Raw genomic sequence first — 16,915 nt, 5'->3', positions numbered from 1 at the left:
GTCAATAGGAGACACCGATGGCATCCATTACTTCGCGTGCGGCCGTGTTGACGCAGTTCAATCATCCGCTTGAACTGATGGAGCTTGACGTGGCTGCTCCCCGTTCGGACGAAATTCGGGTCAGGCTTGTTGCCACCGGAATTTGCCACACCGATATTGCGATGATTTCAGGCGAGTTGCCGGCGGGTTTGCCAGCGGTTCTGGGACACGAAGGGGCTGGCGTCGTCGAAGCCGTGGGGTCGGATGTCAGCACCCATGCAGCGGGCGATCACGTCGTCCTTTCCTATGCGCATTGCGGCCATTGCGAGAATTGTTCCGATGGATATCCCGGCTACTGCGACGAATTTTTGTCGCGAAACTTTGAGTGCTGCCGTCCTGATGGCTCATCGGCATATTGCGGGCCGACCCCCGTCAAAAGTCACTTTTTCGGCCAATCGTCCTTCGCAGGCCATGTCGTTTGCTCGCCGCGTAATGCGGTGAAGGTATCCAAGGACATCCCTCTTGATTTGGCATGCCCTTTGGGATGCGGCATCATGACGGGGGCAGGAACCGTCATGAACGCCCAAAAGGTGCGACCGGGCAGCAGTGTCGCTGTTTTCGGTGCAGGGGCGGTGGGCCTGAGTTCAGTGATGGCTGCTAAGGTTTGTGGCGCGACACAGATCACAGCCGTCGATTTGCACGCCCAACGTCTCGATCTGGCCAAGGAGCTTGGCGCGACGGATGTCCATCAAAGTACCGGCACCGACACGGATCGCGGTGCATTGAGCGCCATTGCGCCCCGTGGGTTTGACTATATCGTCGACACGACCGGCAACATGGCCTTGATCAAAGCTGCGATGGGGCATCTGGGTAAACGGGGCCATTTCGCGCTCATTTCTGCAGCTCCGGGCGTTGAACTTGAGCTTCAAGCCAACCCGATCCTCATGGCAGGTCAAACGATCCAAGGCGTTATTGAAGGCGAGTCCGTTCCGTCTGTTTTCATTCCAAAGCTGATCGAACTATATAGGCTGGGGCAGTTTCCCATCGACAAACTGGTCACCTATTTCCCGTTCGAAAAGATCAACTTGGCCATTGATGCGTCAATGGACGGCAGCGCTGTGAAGCCCGTTTTGCGTTTCTAGCGACCGTTGCAGTCGATCAGCCTCGGAGCGACAGTTTTTTCTTCGCTGCCAGATAGACCGGCATGTCGATCATCCGACCGTCCAAACTGATGGCGCCTTGACCATTTTCAAGTGCAGCTTCGAAGGCGTCCACGATGCGCGTGGCCGCGGCCACTTCTTCGGGCGAGAGCGAGAAAATATCGTTGAGCACATCAACCTGAGCGGGATGAATCGCAAAGCCACCGATTGCGCCAACGGTTTTCCCGCGACGCGCGGTCTCGGCAAAGGCGTCGATATCCTTGATTTCCGCAATGGAACCTGGATAGCCAAGCAGCGCAACCCCGCACCGTGCCGCAAGCATTGCCATCCGGTTGAAGGCCTCGGCGATCACGGGCGAGGCCGGATTGACACCAAGATCCGCGGCGAAATCTTCGGTGCCAATCGCGAGCGCCTTGACCGACGCGGGCAAGCGCCCCGCCATTTCAAGATCATGCAGACCGGTTGCGTTTTCGATCAGGGCGATGATTTCGATCACCTTGCCGGTTTTGTTGAAAAGCGCGTTCGAGATGTCCGACAGGATTTGATAAGACCCTGCCTTCGGGACCACGACATAATCAACATCAGCTGTGAACACAGCTAAATCAAAACTGATTTGATCGAGGTCGGCATTCAGGCGCAGAGCAATCTTCTTGCCAGCGGCTTTGAGTGTCGCGACGCCCTCGGCAAACTGTGCGCGCGCCAGATCCTTGGCCGAGGCCGCGACCCCGTCTTCAAGATCGAGACACACGACCGACGCAGCCCCGGCGGCGGCTTTGGCGAACAGCTTCTCGCGATCCGCGGGGACAAAAAGGATGCTCTGCATGTCAAACCTCTATCTAGATGAAATCCAGGATGCGGCCGTCCCTCGCCTCGATCCAGACGGTAGGAGCACAACCCACCCTATGAGGCTGCTTGGTTGCTTGCGCAGCCGCCATATCACAAAGCTCGGCAAAGGGGCGCACGGGAAGGCCAGCCGCCACGAGCCGATCCTGTAAGTCCCCGCGCAACGGGTTCACCGCGATCCCTTGGTCAGTCACGATCAGATCGACTTCCCACCCCGGAGTCGAAACGCTTTGCACCTCGGGAACGAGCTTGGCGTAGCCGCCGCCCGTAAGCTCGGTGGTAACGATCCGCAACTTGGCTCCGGCAGCCGTATCAGGGTGTCCGCCTGGCCCGCCCAGTACACGACCATTTCCGCCTAGAACGACATTCACATTGAAACGCTCGTCCACTTCGACAGCGCCAAGGAGCATGATGTCGAGTTCATCGACAACAGCCCCGTCTTGAATGGGGCTGGCATACTCGGCAGCCGTCATCATGTGATGGGCGTCGTTCGCTATCGAGGAACGAACCGCTTCGAGGTCAAAGCACTGAACATCTAGAATATCGGCAAAGAGGCCGGTTTCCAGCATCTTGACATGAGAGGCGGTGATGCCCCCCGACATGAAGCTGCCCTGCACGCCCATTTCCTGCATTCGGGCGCCAATGGAGGCCACTGCACCCAAAGAATATCCTCCTGCCCCGCTTTGCAAAGACATGCCGGACCGCAACAATCCAGCGGCCTCGATGCAAGCGGCAACCATCGAGCCGATTTGGCGGGCACTCTCGGTCAACGAAGGTACGGTCGCCCCGGACTGAATTCCGTCCGTCAAGCCAGGTTTGTCCATCTGCACGACGGCGTCGACATAGTGGCCGGGAACATCGACTTTGCCCAATGCGCCAGTCGTCAACTCATCCGTGACGACGACCGTATGTGCGGCGTAGGCAGCGTCCACTGCGGGATAGCCAAGCGGCCCGCATGCCATACGACCACCACGGCCCGTGGTGTCGCCGCTAAAAGATGCCAGAGGCGCTGCGACAAAGGCGACGTCAATCTGGAGCTGACCGCTTGCAATCGCGCGCGCGCGCCCGCCGTGGCTCTGAAGTAGGCAGGAGCCTTTGAGTTCGCCTGCCGCAACGGAGTCCGCGACGGGACCTCGCATGTAGTCGGTGATGATGTTCGTTATCGTGCCGTCCTGGATGAGGGGCACCAAGTCTGCATGAACAGGGAATATGGAACTGGGGGCAATCGTCAAATCGCAAATACCGAGTCGCTGCGCCGTCATCAACACTTCATTGATCAAACGATCTCCGTTTCGGTAATGGTGGTGGAACGACAGTGTCTGCCCATCCGAAATCGAGAAACATTCAAAAACTTCGTCAAGGGTGCGCAATATTTTTTCCGAGTTTTCAACGTGCGGTTTTGGCGCAATCTGTCTGGGAACCAGACTGGATTCCAGGATCGTCGGCACAACGCCAAGTGGGGTGCGGATGCCTCCCTTAACACTCATTAGTCGAGCCAAATGTTCTGGAGACACTGTTTCGGGAGAAATTGCCGCGTAAGTTTTCATGGATCTTCACATATCGAGGTTTGATCACGACATAGACCTAGGCTGACCGTTGAAACAGTCGGCAAAGTGTATGAGGGTTATAGGCTAAACGAGTTCCCTACTTGCTGGGTCAGTGCCTCATCTGCGCCATTGCGCGGGACCAAGTTTATGAATGCTCTGTCCGGAGACATCGACAGCGACCGTGACCGGCATGTTCTTGACCTCGAACTCCCGAACCGCTTCCATGCCGAGATCTTCAAAGGCGACAAGCCGCGCGCTGGTAATAGCTTTGGCGACCAAAACGGCCGCGCCCCCGACGGCGATCAGGTAGGTCGCGCCAGCTTTGGCGATCCGATGGACGCTGTCGGGTCCACGCTCAGCCTTCCCGATCATGCTCAAGACACCTTGATCGAGCATCATTTGCGTGTAGCCATCCATCCTGGTCGAAGTCGTTGGGCCCGCCGGGCCGACCACTTCGTCCCCGACAGGGTCGACGGGCCCAACATAGTAGATGACCCGGTTCTTGAGCGAGAAGGGCAGGGGCTCGCCGTTTGCCAGCATGTCCGCGATACGTTTGTGCGCTGCGTCGCGCCCGGTCAGTATCTTGCCGCTCAACAAGAGGCGGTCACCGGGTTTCCAGTTCCGCATTGCTTCCTGGGTCAGGGTGTCGACGTCGACGGGCAGCATACCATCTGTACCTTTTGAGCCATCGATCTTCGGCCAAGCTTCGAGATCAGGCGGATCGAGGTAGGCCGGGCCATCCCCGCGCAAGGTCACTTTTGCATGACGGTTTGCGGCGCATTGCGGCATCAGGGCTACGGGCTTCGAAGCGGCGTGGGTCGGATAGGTGGCCAACTTGACATCGACCACCGTGGTCAAGCCACCAAGACCCTGCGCCCCAATTCCAAGCGCGTTGATCCGCTCGTACAGTTCGAGGCGAAGCTCTTCCTCCTTCGACGACGGGCCGCGTTTCTGCAGTTCGCCGATGTCGATCTCGTCCATGAGCGCACGCTTGGCCAGCAACATCGCCTTTTCAGCGCTGCCGCCCACGCCGACTCCGATCAAGCCGGGCGGGCACCACCCCGCGCCGAGACCCGCAACCGTTTCGACCACCCAATCCGCAACCGACGCGGCAGGGTTTAACATCGTGTAGCGCGCTTTGTTTTCCGATCCGCCACCTTTGGCCGCAACCAACAGTTCGAGTGTGTTGCCTACACAGGTCTCAACATGAGTCACTGCCGGCGTATTGTCTCGCGTGTTTTTGCGCTCAAAAATTGGGTCTCCAACCATCGAGGCCCGCAAAGGGTTTCCTTCGTCAAGATAAGCCTGCCGGACACCGTCGTTCACGTATTCGGAAAGGGTTTTGTCGCCCTCGATAACGACTGACTGGCCGATTTTCGCAAAGACCGTCACCATGCCGGTGTCTTGGCACATGGGCCTGTTTCCTAAAGCCGCAAGGCGTGAGCTTTCCAATATTTGCCCGATTGCTGAACGCGCGGCCTGACTTTCCTCTTTCTCGTAAGCGAAGGTCAGTTGCTTCAGGTAGTCAGGAGTATGGTACACTGCAATGTACTGCAGCGCCGCCCGGATCGTCTCTGCAATATCCTGACCAAGGATCGTGACTGTTGCCATTTGGCGCACTCCAGCTTCTTGCGAGGATGATGGTGGGAAGAAACCGATGTGGCAACTGGCAGGTGGCCTCGCGAGGCTCGCCTTAGGAAAAATCTATACCCAGCGAAGTTACTGATCCCTGCCTAGGGGGGGAAATCTGTGCAAAGGATAGCCTTGCATCAGGCCATATCCGCTGGGTGGAGCAGTTGGATTGTGCCCTTACGGAGGAAAATCAATGCTCAAGACTATTCTGAACACGACCACAGCTCTTGCCTTTCTCACGACAGCCGCATTTGCCGAAGAGACGCCCGCCGAGGTCAAGATCGGTATCACGGCTTTTCTTTCGGGCCCGGCGTCGGTCTTTGGGGAGCCTGCCAAGGCTGCAGCTGAGATGATCATCGCAGACATGAACGCAAACGGTGGTATTGGCGGCGTACCAGTTTCAGCGACCTTCATCGATGAAGGTGCCGGTGGCGAAGCCCTACTGTCCGAATACCGTCGCCTTGTCGAAAGCGAAGGCGTGGATGCGATGTTCGCCTCGATTTCGTCGGGCAACTGCACCAAGATCGGCCCGCTGGCCGAGGACCTCAAGGTTCTCAACATCATGTGGGATTGCGGCACGCAGACCATCTTCGAGGAAAACGACTTCCGGTACAGCTTCCGGACCCAAGCGAATGCGACGCCGGAAATGCTGTCTACGCTCCTGTACCTTCTCAGGACGAAGCCGGACTTCAAAACAATTGCCGTGGTTAACCAGGACTATGCTTGGGGCCGTGACAGCTGGGCCATCTTCTCGGCGGCTCTCCAGCAACTGAAGCCCGACGCGCAGGTGGTTGCCGAGTTCTTCCCGAAATTCGGCTCTCCCGACTTCTCGACCGAGATCTCGCGCCTTCAGGCGCTGCGCCCCGATGTCATCTTGTCGACCTCTTGGGGTGGTGACCTCGATACCTTCGTTCGCCAGGCATCGCAGCGCGGTCTGACAAACACGTCGACTCTGGTTCTTCCGCTGGGCGAGAGCTCGCTGGAGCGCCTGGGCGACGCATTGCCGGCGGGCCATATCGTCGGTGCGCGGGGCGATCATTACTTCCTGCACCCGGAAAAGATCAACGATCCGGCCTTCGTCGCATTCGTTGATGCGTTCACGGAAAAGACCGGCGACGTTCCGACCTACCCTGTGTTCCATGTCAGTCAGGCCCTCGCGGCTCTGAAAGGCGCGTATGAAAAAGCGATCGCCGACAATGGCGGCGAGTGGCCTTCCGACGAACAGGTCATCGATGCCTTGGAGGGGCTGACCTTCGCCGGGCTTGGGCGCGAGGTCACGATCCGTGAGGACCATCAGGGCGTCGAAGACCAGCTTCTGGGCACGACTATCCGCGTGGACGGTTACGATTTCGCTTTGCTGGACAACATGATGATGTTCGATGGCGAACCGATCACCACGCCCGTTGACCAGGTGTCGTCGGAATGGCTTCAGACCCTGACACCGGCCTTTATCGACAGCGTGCCGGTCGATACGTTCCAGCACAACAACTAAGCCAGTTGCCCCGGTGTGCCAAGCCGGCACGCCGGGGTGTACCGGAGGAGGAACCATGAACGTGCAACTCTTTGCTTTGGCCATCGTCGACGGTGTCTCATATGCAGCGCTTGTCTTTCTTGTGGCTGTCGGCCTGACGCTGATCTTCGGCGTGTTGCGGGTTCTGAACGTGGCGCATGGGTCGTTCTACGCGATTGGTGCTTATACGACGGCTTCGGTTGGCGGCGCCATCTTTGCCGCTGGATTTTCACCCTGGCTGGCTTTTCCGCTGATGATCGTGGCCGCCGTGCTGGTTGGCACCCTCATCGGAGGCCCGATCGAGAAATTCCTGCTAAGCCGCATCTACCATCTCGAAGATGTGCTGCAGATCTTAGTGACCTTTGCCGTCTTCCTTATCCTCGAAGACTTCCAGCGTCTCGTCTGGGGCGTTCAGCCGCTGTTCGAAGCGACAGCGCTCAACCAGCTTGGGACCGTGACGGTGTTCGGCATCACATACACGGCATACCAGCTCATTTTCCTCCCGGTGGTAGCGGTCCTCGTACTCGTCGGTCTCAGACTCGGTCTGCGTCGCACATTGACCGGACGCCTGATCACCGCCGTGACCGAGGACCGTGAAGCCGCGATCACGATCGGGATCGACGCCGAAAAGGTCTACCTGATCACCTTCATCGTAGGTGCCTCGCTGGCCGCGCTTGGCGGCGCTTTGGCCTCGGCGACGACCTCGGTCGTACCGGGCATGGGGGCCGACATGATCGTGCTTTCCTTTGCCGTCGTCGCGACCGCCGGATTGGGGCAAATCGAAGGCGCGGCCATCACCGCCCTGATGATCGGTCTGGGTCGCAGCTTTGCCGTCTATGTATGGCCAGAGATGCAGGTCCTCGTTCCTTACCTGATCATGTTCGGTGTTCTTCTGGTCCGGCCCCAGGGTCTGTTCGGCGGCATCGAAGCGCGCAAGATTTAGGAGGCATAAATGACTTCAATCCTCTCAAAGCGCTGGTTGCTCGTGTTCATCGTGGCGCTTCTAATTGTCGCTCCGATCGTAGCGCCCTCTACTCAAGTGCTGCTCACTCTTGCGCTGGCCAAATCGCTGGCGGTCCTCGGGGTAATTGTTCTGTTGCAGGCGGGGCAGGTGTCCTTTGGCCATGCGCTGTTTTTCGCGATCGCGGCCTATGGGGCGGCCTTTCTTGGGCGGTCCATGGGAGGCGGCGAGATCCTCCTGAACTTGGTCCTTGGCGTGGTCGCCGCATCGGCCGTGGCACTGATCGTCGGTCTTTTTATCGTGCGCTATCGCCACATCTTCTTCGGGATGCTCAACCTCGCAGCGTCGATGATCTTCTATTCCTTTCTAGAGAAATTCTACTACATCACCGGCGGATCCGACGGCCTAAGCGTGCCGCGCCCGACTGTGCTTGGGATGGCGCTGGAACGTGCCGAATTCGAATGGATCCTTTTCTATGGGGCGCTGTTGCTCGTGCTTGGCGCGTTGGCCCTGACCCATCGCTTCCTCACCTCTCCTCTCGGACAAATGATGCGGGCCATCAAGACGAACGAAGTCCGTCTCGAATACCTTGGCGTCTCGTCGCGTAGGGTGCTGCTGGCCGGCTATGTGCTGTCCGCCGCGCTCTGCGGCCTCGGCGGTGCGCTGATGGCGACCGCGCAGGGGATCGTCACGCCGGAATATGCGTGGTGGATCCGGTCGGGCGAGTTTGTGTTCATCGCTATTCTGGGCGGAGCGGGGTCGGTGAACGGCGCGCTGGTCGGAGCCCTGGCCTATGAATTTGTCAAGAATTACGCCGCCGCCTTTGCCGCCGACATCTGGCAGCTGGTCCTCGGCACGGTGCTTCTCGTGGTGATCCTCTTCGCCCCCAACGGCATAGTCGGCCTGTCGCAAAGGCTTGGCAACGGCCGATCCGAGAAAGAGGAGGCAGGCCAATGAGCGAGACCGTTCTTTTGCAAGCCAAGGACCTCGAGATCCGCTTCGGCGGCGTGATCGCCGCTTCCGGGATCAATATCGAGATCATGGAGCACAAAAACCTTGCCATTATCGGGCCCAACGGGGCGGGCAAGACCACATTCTTGAACATGTGCACCGGCTATCTAAAGCCGCACGCAGGCAAGATCTTCTTCGACGGAGAGGACGTAACGGGGATCGCGCCGCGCAAACTCGTCCGAAAGGGCGTCGCACGCGCTTTCCAGATTCCGCAGCTGTTTACCGAGCATACGGTGCTTGAAAATATGCTGATGGCCGGGGCCGCACAGGCCCGAAACTGGGCACCCCTGACCCGCATTGATCGGATCGCACAGCGCGGAGAGATGGTGCATATGCTCGAGATGATCAAATGCGCTCATCTGGCCGACCGATTGGTCTCGGAACTCCCTGAAGGGCAACGCAAGCTGATCGACATCGCCCTTGCCCTTGCCCTGAAGCCGCGGCTCTTGTTCATGGACGAACCGACGTCTGGCGTGGCGTCGTCGGAGAAGTTCGAGGTTCTCGAAATTATCTCTGGAGCATTGCAGGAATCGAAGGTGACGGCCGTCTTCGTCGAGCACGACATGGGCATCGTTGAACGGTTCGCTGATGAGGTCGCAGTCTGGAACCGTGGTCAGGTTCTGTTCCGGGGCGCGCCCGATGATATCCTGAAGCACCCGGACGTGATCCGTGACGTGATTGGGGAGGAGCTTTAAATGCTCACATTGAAAGACGTAACGGTGCGCCTTGGCGGCGTCCGTATTCTCCGCAACGTCGATTTGAAGATCGAGAAATCATCGACTGTCGCATTAATCGGCGCCAACGGCGCAGGCAAGACGACGACGCTGCGCACGATCATGGGTTTGACAGAAATGACGGGTCAAATCGAGTTCGACGGCGCCGTCCTATCCAAAGTGGCACCTTCGCGGCGGCCGGGACTGGGCATCGGGTATGCCGCTGAGGATCGTCGCCTGTTCTCCGGCTTCACGGTCGAAGAGAACATCAAGATGCCGGGGCAAGTCGCAGGCTATTCAGACGCAGACCTCGCCGCCAAGATGGAGCGCGTCTACGAGATTCTGCCGGAACTCAAAGAGATGGCAAAACGTCCTGCTGGGGCAGTGTCCGGCGGGCAAGGCAAGATGGTCGCCTTGGGCCGCGCGCTTGTCATCGGATCCAAGCTGATAATGCTTGACGAACCATTTCAAGGATTGGCGCCCGCGCTGGCACATAAATATGCCGATGCACTGAGAAAACTTCGGAATAGAGATCGTGAAGTTACTCTAATCATCACGGAATCAAACCCCGACCTGCTTAGAAAGTTTGCCGAGAGGACGTTGGTCATTGAACGGGGCGAAATCCGGGAAGCCCGTAGCCACATCACAACAGGCTAACAGCGAAATAAATCACGACGACCACGGACAGGATTGATTTACATGAGTTCTCATCGACGCTTCTTTCCAACCTAGAGTTTCCATGTCGGGTTTGTCCTCCACAACCACCCTGTGGAGGATCCTCTGGCGGTGCTGATGATGTCGGCACCGCCTTTTTTGAAGGGCGCAAAAGACTGTTTGTAATTCATGCAGTCAGTGGGCGGGCGTCTGTAAAGTCATCCAAATCGGTTTGAGTTTTCCAGGCATCAAACCGGAAACGTTCTAGTCATCCAAGGAATTTTCTCCGAACTCTGCTTTCGGGCCACTGCCAAAAGGCTAGACAAGTTGGGGTTCATTTCGTCATTTCTTCGCCAGTCTGGTTTGCGCAAGGAGAGTCTACCTCACCAGCTTCGTCCAACTCGCCAAAGAGTAGATCCATCATTGCCGCCGGAATGCCGAAAGGGCTGAAATGCTGGGGATCGTCAACTGCGTCGGGGTCAAGGTCGATTGGCATGAGAACTCCTGGTAAACGGATAGTCTACGAAAGGGTGGGGCGGGCGACGACCCCATGAGGGCCGATCGCACAGAAACCGTCGGGGTTGCGACGGGAAACTTCCGCTCCGTCTGGTGACATAACGGAGGTTGCGGTCGGGCCGGTCTTGATGACGGCGCCATCGGGTTCAACAAATGTAGCGACTTGGTCGTGATCGACCCGAACAGAGCCGTCAGGTCCGATCTTGATCCACCGATCACGGGCGCGGATGCGGACAGTATCGTCGGAGATGACCAGACCCTCCCAGGCCGGTCCGGGCTCGCGTGTCAGCACAATCATATCCCGCCGAAACTTGACCTGAACGTCTCGACCGTCCGCGCCCTTGGCTGCTTCCACAACTGCGAAGGTTTCCTGCTCTTCCGGGTCGGCATGTATGCTGGCCCGACTGTCCTTCGGCGGCCAGACCTTCGGGGTCGCGCGGCGGCTGCCGTCGGGGGCTCGGTGAAAACCGAGCAGCAGTTGGACCTTGTTCCAAACTGACGAGGGTTTTGCAGTGGTGAGCGACATTCCATGAGGTCCAGAAGTTGAACGATTGGGGGACAGGTATGACATGTGCGGAATCCGTTTGCAGAGGGGAAAATGACAAATGGTGGGCAAAGCAGTCGGCGCCAAGAGTAATCCGCCACCGACAGCCTTCGGTCATTCCGTGAGGCGGGGCCGAAAGGCCCCGCCTGTGTCTCAGGACATGCCTTCCGGCAGCCAACCATCAATCCGAGCAACTTGCGCTTCGGTCAATCCAAGGGCAGAGCGGGTATCGGCATCCGAGAAGAGCGCTTCCAGCTTGGCTGCCTTGTCGGCCTTCTTCAGCTTTGCAAAGGTCGTGACCGTCGGATGGTCCTCGGCCAGCTCCAGAAGGTCGCGCCACAGGTCAACAAGGTAGGGGCCGCTGACACGGCTAAAGAAGTTGGCTGCGGTCGGCGTCCAGACCTCACGGACGTCCGGCTGAACTTCCTTGGCGATCATGGCGGATAGCTTTTCGTCGCCGCCGCGATAGTGAGCCGCAAGGAAACGGGTCAGTTCGCCCCGGCTATGGTCGGCCCCCTTGCTCCGAAACGCCCGGAACGACTTCGCAAGGTCCTTGCCATGCATGTCACGCGGCGGCTCGGTGGACAGGCGCGGGTCCAGATTGTAGCCCTCTGCCTCGGTGCTGGGCCAGTTCGGAACCTCGGTCGTCGAAATCCCCAGAGGGTTCTGCCAATTGAGATTGTGGCTCAACTGGTAAGCCAACAGGTCCAACAGGATATCCGGATCGCGCAGGATCGCATGATGGCGGGCACCGCGCGCGACCCGGTCCAGATCGTCGCGCAGCTTCTGGGAAATCGGGGATTTGGGTGCGGCACCGCCAGCTTCTGCCCGACCCCGAAGAACACCGGAAGCAATGGCCTCGACCCGATCCTCGGGCAGGACCAGCCCTTCGCTCGTCCGGAGATCGCCGCTTTGATCGACATAGACAAAGACCCCGGCCACTGCCTTCTGATCGTCGCTCCAGTCGCCATCCAAGAAGTCCTGCAATGCGGCGAGTTCAGCCGCTTCGGCTTCGTTGAGGCCATCCTCGTCGTCACGTTCCGAGAGATCGTCATAGCGTTCCGCTTCATCTTCAGACAAAACACCCTTCACAGGATAGATGCGGTCGATCTTGCGACCGTCGATCTCATGCCACCCGACATAAGCGGACGGGAAGGTCTCGGCCCAACGCCAGCCAGCGGCCTTCATGGCGTCGGCAACGTCCGAAAGCTTGGCCGCGAACAGGTCTTCCAGCAGCGCCAGATCATCGAAGAATGTCGTGTCGGCAAAGAGGTCGGTGGTCAGCGTCCCGCCAGCGGCTTCATAGGCGTCCTTGCCAACGAAGACAGCCCGCCGATCACTGTCGCGGATCGCATCCGGCTTGAGCATCTGCTTGATCCGGTTTTCGGAGTAGGATTGCCCGCGAATTGCCTCGAGGACTTCCAACGTCAGCTTTGCATCGGTCGAGATTGTGAATGCGGCGGCGGCATTGAGGCTGATGTCGTTGGATTTCAGGGCGTCCAGAACCGGGGCAGGGAGGTCAGCCAGTTTGAGCCGACGATAGACATGCGCCTCGGATACGCCGAAAGCGATCCCGATTGCGGCAACGTTTGCGCCTGCCTGCGCCATTACGCCAAACTCCCGGATTTCGTCGGCGGGGTGGGGCTGTTCGCGCAGGTGGTTCTCCGATGCGGCCCAGGTCCGGGCGGTTTCTTCATCCGGTGCGATGCGGACGGTCACGGTCTGGAAACGGGGATCGTCTTGCAGGAGCGCCAAGGCCCGAAACCGACGCCCGCCCGCCACGATACCAACCTTGCCGTCCTCCTCGCGCAGCCCGGCAAGGTTCTGGATCAGCCCGTATTCCTTGATGTTGGCCGCGAGGGTCTCGATCTCGGCGTCCAAGACAACCGTGCGCGGATTGAGCGGAGAGAGGAAGAGATCGGCGAAGGGAACTTCGTCGAGGGTGGACGTGATAGCTTGGTGGTTCATTGGAGATGTCCTTCTTGTGAAGCGGTGGCCGATGTCCCCGACCTTCCGCCAGTGGCTGGGCCTCAACTGATCTGTCAGTCGAAAAGCCCCGTGCTTTTCGGCTGGGCAGAGCAGGTGAGTACGTATGTCTTTTGTCATCCGCTGCTACCCAACCGTTGTTGGTGGTTTCTGAGCGGAGCCCGTGAGGGCCTCGTCTCGGAAACCTGCCACGTGGCGAACGCGGATGGGGGCGAGGCAATGCCATTCGATAGCAATGGTGCGGCCCGCAGGCGAAGCCGAGGACACGGTGCTGTCTAATGGGGTTGCCCGAGGGGGAAGGCGGCGTCTTCCCCCTGACGCAGCGAAGCGGCGTTCGGCTGGTCCGAACCCCAAGCTGCTGGGAGTGGGATCGGATCCACGGGATCCGGCAGAAACCCTTCAAGCACTGAAAAGGACGAAGGCCTCTGTTTCGCGCGAGCCGGAGCTATGCTGATGCCATCGAACCTGGCAGCAAAACGAGGAGGGTGAGGAATGGAGCAAAAACTGTTTGTTGGCTTGGATGTTCACAAACGCAACGTGTCTGTCGGATTAGCCGAAGATGGGCGTACTGGCGGGGTGCGCTTTCTTGGGGACGTTGAAAATACACCGGTTGCCATGGAGAACCTGATGCGACGATTGGCAAAGCGGGATCGTGTATTGGATTTCTGCTATGAAGCTGGACCCTGCGGTTACGGCATCTATCGGCAGCTCACAGGGGCGGGGCATGAATGCAGTGTGGTCGCACCGTCAAAGATCGCCGTGGCTCCCGGCGACCGCGTCAAGACTGATAGGCGAGATGCGCAAAGATTAGCTGTGTTGCACAGGGCCGGCGAATTGACTCCTGTTTGGGTGCCCGACAGTCGCCATGAAGCTATGCGCGATCTGATACGCGCACGGCTAGACGCTGTGAAACAACTCACAGCCGCAAGACATCAACTATCAGCGTTTCTTCTCAGGCACGGTCGACATTACACGCCCAACCGTAAACCATGGACGCAGATCCACAGCCGATGGCTGGGTGATCAGAGTTTCGACGAACCGGCTCAACAAATCGTCTTTCAGGATTATATTCAAACGGTCTGGACGGCGGCAGAGCGGCGGGACGCCATGGTTCGGCGCATTGAGGAATTGATTCCAGACTGGTCGCTGGGAGAATTCGTCTACGGGCTGAGATGCTTTCGCGGCCTTGACCTGGTGTCCGCCGCGACACTCGTTGCAAACATCGGTGATATTGGGCGCTTTGACAGCCCTCGGCAACTAATGAGTTTCCTAGGGCTTACGCCATCGGAATACTCCAGTAGAGGCACCATTCGCCGTGGGGCAATTACCAAGACAGGAAACCGCGAGGCGCGAAGGATGCTGATCGAAGCCGCCTGGAGCTACCGTTACCCGGCCAAAGTGGCCCAGCACAAGGCCCGCTTTATCGAGACACAGCCAAAATGCGTCCGCGATACTGCTTGGCGCGCCCAGGAACGTCTCTGCACTCGTTACCGCACACTCCATGCCAGAGGAAAGAAATCCACCGTCGTTGTCGCAGCAATTGCGCGAGAACTGGCAGGTTTTGTGTGGGCGCTTGGACAAGAGATGCGGCCAAGTATCGACTAAGGCCGCGGATTGGGCTGGGAAGAACCAGCGGTTAGGGTAACTCTCGCTTCGCCCTTTGGGCAGGATCTGCCGACGCCCGCGAGTGAGTACGAGAAAGGCCCGCGACGAAGCACGTTCATGCGGTTCCGATCCGCGAATGGAAGACTGATAGACCGTCGCCATCCAAACTGTTCTCCCAGCCCGATCCACCCAATTTGAAGGCAGACATCCCCTCATCAACACGATGGGGCAATGTCACTTGCGCAGTGCTGTTGACAATAGACATGGAAGGGCGCAGCCCGACCTGCGACCGGAACCGACGATGTCAATTGGGCGGACGTGGGGTGGAGCGGCCCGCAGTGACGCAGTCGCGAGGACACGGCCCACGGGAGCCGACGCGCAGCGGCGCTTGCCGATTTACATGGGCGGAGCCGGATGGCAGGCGGACAAATGGAGGAAAAAAGAGCCAAAGCCCTAAGAGCGGAGCGGCGGGGCTTTGACCGTACTATCTCGAACCGGCGCCGATAAGCCGGTTCACGCTAGCCCAAGAGATCAAATGACCCTGCAAGAAAAAGCGAGAAACCGTCCGTCCTGATTCCCCACAATCGGGCCAAGGGCCTGCGGCTTATAGCCGAAACTGCGCGCCATGCGCATGAAGGCCGGAGGACCTAGGAAGAGACATTCATTGCCGCCCTGGGACTTAATATATGCGTTCGCAGCGTTAAGTATGGAGCGTGCGGTAGCTGGGTCTCGATCGACCGAGACGAGACGGGTGAGTTCCCAACTGGTTGGTGCCGTAGTTGGTTCAGCCCAGCACATTTCGGTGGGCAAGTCGATCCGCCCCAGATGGGCATCGCGGATCATATAGGAAACGGTTTCAGAACGCCCACCGAGAGAGTGATCACAACGCAAGAGACGCGCACCGCCCAGGACAACTTCACCCTCATGGGCCACAATATAGGCCGCTCGACCGAGTTGGTCGTACTGCTCAAACTCCATTTCTTCGGCAGAAGAGAGATCCCAGCCCATATGCTCAATGAACACGCGAGTTCGTAGCTTGAGATATTCGACCGCAAGGTTCCAGCGGTACGCATCGTGAGGCAAGCGAAGTACAGAAATTTGCATGGTCTGAAAGCGCGTATGTTGGTTCATGGCGCCTGATAGCACTTGCGGCATTGAACGACATGTTTTTTAGTCGCGGTTAGTCTTTTTGGTAATGGGTAAGCAGATGCTAGAAACGTTGGTACCCCAGTGGACACTTGTTGAGCGGAGACTGGAAGATCTAGCTCCGGCGGGCTTCGTGATTGCGTTGAACCTCAGAAATATGTTTCCGGAACTCTACCACTCGGGGTTTCCGGAGGAGTGGACCGAGACATATACAAAGAACCGGTACGCGTTGTTCGACCCAATGCTGGCTTGGATCGCACTGAATACTGGCGCGGTACGATGGTCCGAGATCAGTATGCTTGGTCGTGAAGCGACGGCTACGAGGGTTATGACTCGAGCAGCGGAAATAGGGCTAAGATTCGGCGCTATGGTAGTAGTCAGAGATGAGCGAGCTGCGAATCGGAAGTCGTTTATTTCAGTGGCCCGCGGCGACCGAGAGCTGACGGACAAAGAGATTGGTGAGGTGGCCGAACTGTTCGAAGCTGTTAGAGCGGAAGTGTTTGCCAGCGGAGGACTCGAGCTTCGCGAACTTCAAGTCCTTGGTGCATTGGCCTCCGGCCAAACCCATGAGGAAGCCGCAGAGAATCTCGGGGTTTCAAAGGGCACGATAAAGAAGAGACTGGAGTCGGCGCGAGTGAAGCTGGCTGCGCGGAACGGAACACATGCCGTCGCCGTCGCACTTCATAGAGGGCTGGTTGCACTTTCTGGTGGCCAAAAATGGTAATGCCGGAAAAGGAACATTGACCAAGGGCGAGAGTCCGGACATTTCGACAGCGTAAGGTTGAATGGAGATGTCATCAATGTACCTGGATCAGCGACCTGCCAAGGCGAAAGTCATACCGCATTGGGCTGACGTTGGGGCGGTTGCCGTAGTGGGAGAAAGTCATCGCGGTTGCGAGGTGGGACTAGTACGGCGACATAGCAGTGGTGGTTTCTATATGGTTCTTTCAGAGATCCCAATTGGGGGTCGTCTGAGAATGGGTGTCGGCGACCGCGCTGCAAAAGTCGATTCGCCTGCGTACTATGTCACTGAGTTGTCAGACGATGCCCCAAGACGGCAGATCGGGTCGGCCCGTAGTCTTGGAGAGGCCAGCGTTGAGGTCGAGCT

General features: G+C 58.4%; 15 protein-coding genes. 8 read left to right on the top strand and 7 right to left on the bottom strand.

The annotated features are described in order from the left end of the window. Nucleotides 1–17: 17 nt before the first annotated feature. A complete protein-coding gene (locus tag EU803_RS15065) occupies nt 18–1,121 on the top strand; it encodes an NAD(P)-dependent alcohol dehydrogenase (RefSeq protein WP_207209214.1) in 1,104 nt (367 codons plus the stop codon). A gap of 16 nt (nt 1,122–1,137) precedes the next feature. Here EU803_RS15065 and EU803_RS15060 read toward each other — a convergent pair whose 3' ends face one another. The 3 genes from EU803_RS15060 to EU803_RS15050 form a co-directional block, all read right to left on the bottom strand. Next, nucleotides 1,138–1,962, bottom strand: coding sequence for an aldolase/citrate lyase family protein (locus EU803_RS15060; protein WP_129684325.1), 825 nt, complete (start codon nt 1,960–1,962; stop codon nt 1,138–1,140). A gap of 13 nt (nt 1,963–1,975) precedes the next feature. Beyond that, nucleotides 1,976–3,529: a citrate lyase subunit alpha gene (locus EU803_RS15055; RefSeq protein ID WP_129684323.1), complete on the bottom strand. Its 1,554-nt coding sequence runs from the start codon at nt 3,527–3,529 to the stop codon at nt 1,976–1,978. A 117-nt stretch (nt 3,530–3,646) separates the two neighbouring features. After that, complete coding sequence (locus EU803_RS15050) at nt 3,647–5,140, bottom strand: fumarate hydratase (RefSeq protein WP_129684320.1); 1,494 nt, start codon at nt 5,138–5,140, stop codon at nt 3,647–3,649. A gap of 190 nt (nt 5,141–5,330) precedes the next feature. Here EU803_RS15050 and EU803_RS15045 point away from each other — a divergent pair, with 190 nt between their 5' ends. The 5 genes from EU803_RS15045 to EU803_RS15025 are packed head-to-tail and all read left to right on the top strand — an operon-like array spanning nt 5,331 to nt 10,013. After that, the gene (locus tag EU803_RS15045; RefSeq protein ID WP_242494385.1) at nt 5,331–6,653 is read left to right on the top strand and encodes an ABC transporter substrate-binding protein; all 1,323 of its coding nucleotides are present in this window, start codon (nt 5,331–5,333) and stop codon (nt 6,651–6,653) included. A gap of 55 nt (nt 6,654–6,708) precedes the next feature. Continuing rightward, the gene (locus tag EU803_RS15040; protein ID WP_129684318.1) at nt 6,709–7,614 is read left to right on the top strand and encodes a branched-chain amino acid ABC transporter permease; all 906 of its coding nucleotides are present in this window, start codon (nt 6,709–6,711) and stop codon (nt 7,612–7,614) included. Nucleotides 7,615–7,623: 9 nt separating this feature from the next. After that, the gene (locus EU803_RS15035; RefSeq protein ID WP_129684316.1) at nt 7,624–8,589 is read left to right on the top strand and encodes a branched-chain amino acid ABC transporter permease; all 966 of its coding nucleotides are present in this window, start codon (nt 7,624–7,626) and stop codon (nt 8,587–8,589) included. After that, nucleotides 8,586–9,338 (top strand): ABC transporter ATP-binding protein, encoded by a 753-nt coding sequence (locus EU803_RS15030; protein ID WP_129684313.1) that lies wholly within the window; start codon nt 8,586–8,588, stop codon nt 9,336–9,338. The genes EU803_RS15035 and EU803_RS15030 overlap by 4 nt, the downstream gene beginning before the upstream one ends. Continuing rightward, nucleotides 9,339–10,013: an ATP-binding cassette domain-containing protein gene (locus EU803_RS15025; protein WP_129684311.1), complete on the top strand. Its 675-nt coding sequence runs from the start codon at nt 9,339–9,341 to the stop codon at nt 10,011–10,013. It begins immediately after the preceding gene. A 331-nt stretch (nt 10,014–10,344) separates the two neighbouring features. Here the strand turns inward: EU803_RS15025 and EU803_RS18620 are convergent, their stop codons facing one another. The 3 genes from EU803_RS18620 to EU803_RS15015 all read right to left on the bottom strand — a co-directional run bounded on the left by EU803_RS18620 (nt 10,345) and on the right by EU803_RS15015 (nt 13,038). Continuing rightward, a complete protein-coding gene (locus EU803_RS18620; RefSeq protein WP_165352857.1) occupies nt 10,345–10,506 on the bottom strand; it encodes a hypothetical protein in 162 nt (53 codons plus the stop codon). 24 nt (nt 10,507–10,530) lie between these two features. After that, nucleotides 10,531–11,052 carry a hypothetical protein gene (locus tag EU803_RS15020; protein WP_129684309.1) on the bottom strand — a complete coding sequence of 174 codons (522 nt, stop codon included), beginning with the start codon at nt 11,050–11,052 and terminating at the stop codon, nt 10,531–10,533. Nucleotides 11,053–11,223: 171 nt separating this feature from the next. Further along, entirely contained in the window at nt 11,224–13,038 is a 1,815-nt protein-coding gene (locus EU803_RS15015; protein WP_165352856.1) for a ParB/RepB/Spo0J family partition protein, read from the bottom strand. Between the two features lie 510 nt (nt 13,039–13,548). Here EU803_RS15015 and EU803_RS15010 point away from each other — a divergent pair. Further along, nucleotides 13,549–14,661 (top strand): IS110 family transposase, encoded by a 1,113-nt coding sequence (locus tag EU803_RS15010; protein ID WP_129684305.1) that lies wholly within the window; start codon nt 13,549–13,551, stop codon nt 14,659–14,661. 531 nt (nt 14,662–15,192) lie between these two features. Here EU803_RS15010 and EU803_RS15005 read toward each other — a convergent pair. Continuing rightward, nucleotides 15,193–15,792: an acyl-homoserine-lactone synthase gene (locus EU803_RS15005; protein ID WP_165352855.1), complete on the bottom strand. Its 600-nt coding sequence runs from the start codon at nt 15,790–15,792 to the stop codon at nt 15,193–15,195. A gap of 76 nt (nt 15,793–15,868) precedes the next feature. Between EU803_RS15005 and EU803_RS15000 the strand changes: the two genes are divergently transcribed. Further along, nucleotides 15,869–16,531: an autoinducer binding domain-containing protein gene (locus EU803_RS15000; RefSeq protein WP_165352854.1), complete on the top strand. Its 663-nt coding sequence runs from the start codon at nt 15,869–15,871 to the stop codon at nt 16,529–16,531. The last annotated feature ends 384 nt before the right edge of the window (nt 16,532–16,915 follow it).

The organism is Loktanella sp. IMCC34160 (genome assembly GCF_004145845.1).
In the GTDB taxonomy this organism is placed as follows: domain Bacteria; phylum Pseudomonadota; class Alphaproteobacteria; order Rhodobacterales; family Rhodobacteraceae; genus SELP01.
The sequence above is the reverse complement of the archived record's forward strand: the minus strand, read 5'-3'. Positions and strand labels throughout refer to the sequence as shown.

Excerpts from the sequence above, each read along its gene's own strand:
- EU803_RS15040 (WP_129684318.1), top strand. The coding sequence starts at position 6,709 with ATGAACGTGCAACTCTTTGCTTTGGCCATCGTCGACGGTGTCTCATAT.
- EU803_RS15050 (WP_129684320.1), bottom strand. The coding sequence starts at position 5,140 with ATGGCAACAGTCACGATCCTTGGTCAGGATATTGCAGAGACGATCCGG.
- EU803_RS15025 (WP_129684311.1), top strand. The coding sequence starts at position 9,339 with ATGCTCACATTGAAAGACGTAACGGTGCGCCTTGGCGGCGTCCGTATT.
- EU803_RS18620 (WP_165352857.1), bottom strand. The coding sequence starts at position 10,506 with ATGCCAATCGACCTTGACCCCGACGCAGTTGACGATCCCCAGCATTTC.
- EU803_RS15000 (WP_165352854.1), top strand. The coding sequence starts at position 15,869 with ATGCTAGAAACGTTGGTACCCCAGTGGACACTTGTTGAGCGGAGACTG.
- EU803_RS15020 (WP_129684309.1), bottom strand. The coding sequence starts at position 11,052 with ATGTCGCTCACCACTGCAAAACCCTCGTCAGTTTGGAACAAGGTCCAA.
- EU803_RS15035 (WP_129684316.1), top strand. The coding sequence starts at position 7,624 with ATGACTTCAATCCTCTCAAAGCGCTGGTTGCTCGTGTTCATCGTGGCG.
- EU803_RS15010 (WP_129684305.1), top strand. The coding sequence starts at position 13,549 with ATGGAGCAAAAACTGTTTGTTGGCTTGGATGTTCACAAACGCAACGTG.
- EU803_RS15015 (WP_165352856.1), bottom strand. The coding sequence starts at position 13,038 with ATGAACCACCAAGCTATCACGTCCACCCTCGACGAAGTTCCCTTCGCC.
- EU803_RS15030 (WP_129684313.1), top strand. The coding sequence starts at position 8,586 with ATGAGCGAGACCGTTCTTTTGCAAGCCAAGGACCTCGAGATCCGCTTC.
- EU803_RS15065 (WP_207209214.1), top strand. The coding sequence starts at position 18 with ATGGCATCCATTACTTCGCGTGCGGCCGTGTTGACGCAGTTCAATCAT.
- EU803_RS15060 (WP_129684325.1), bottom strand. The coding sequence starts at position 1,962 with ATGCAGAGCATCCTTTTTGTCCCCGCGGATCGCGAGAAGCTGTTCGCC.
- EU803_RS15005 (WP_165352855.1), bottom strand. The coding sequence starts at position 15,792 with ATGAACCAACATACGCGCTTTCAGACCATGCAAATTTCTGTACTTCGC.
- EU803_RS15055 (WP_129684323.1), bottom strand. The coding sequence starts at position 3,529 with ATGAAAACTTACGCGGCAATTTCTCCCGAAACAGTGTCTCCAGAACAT.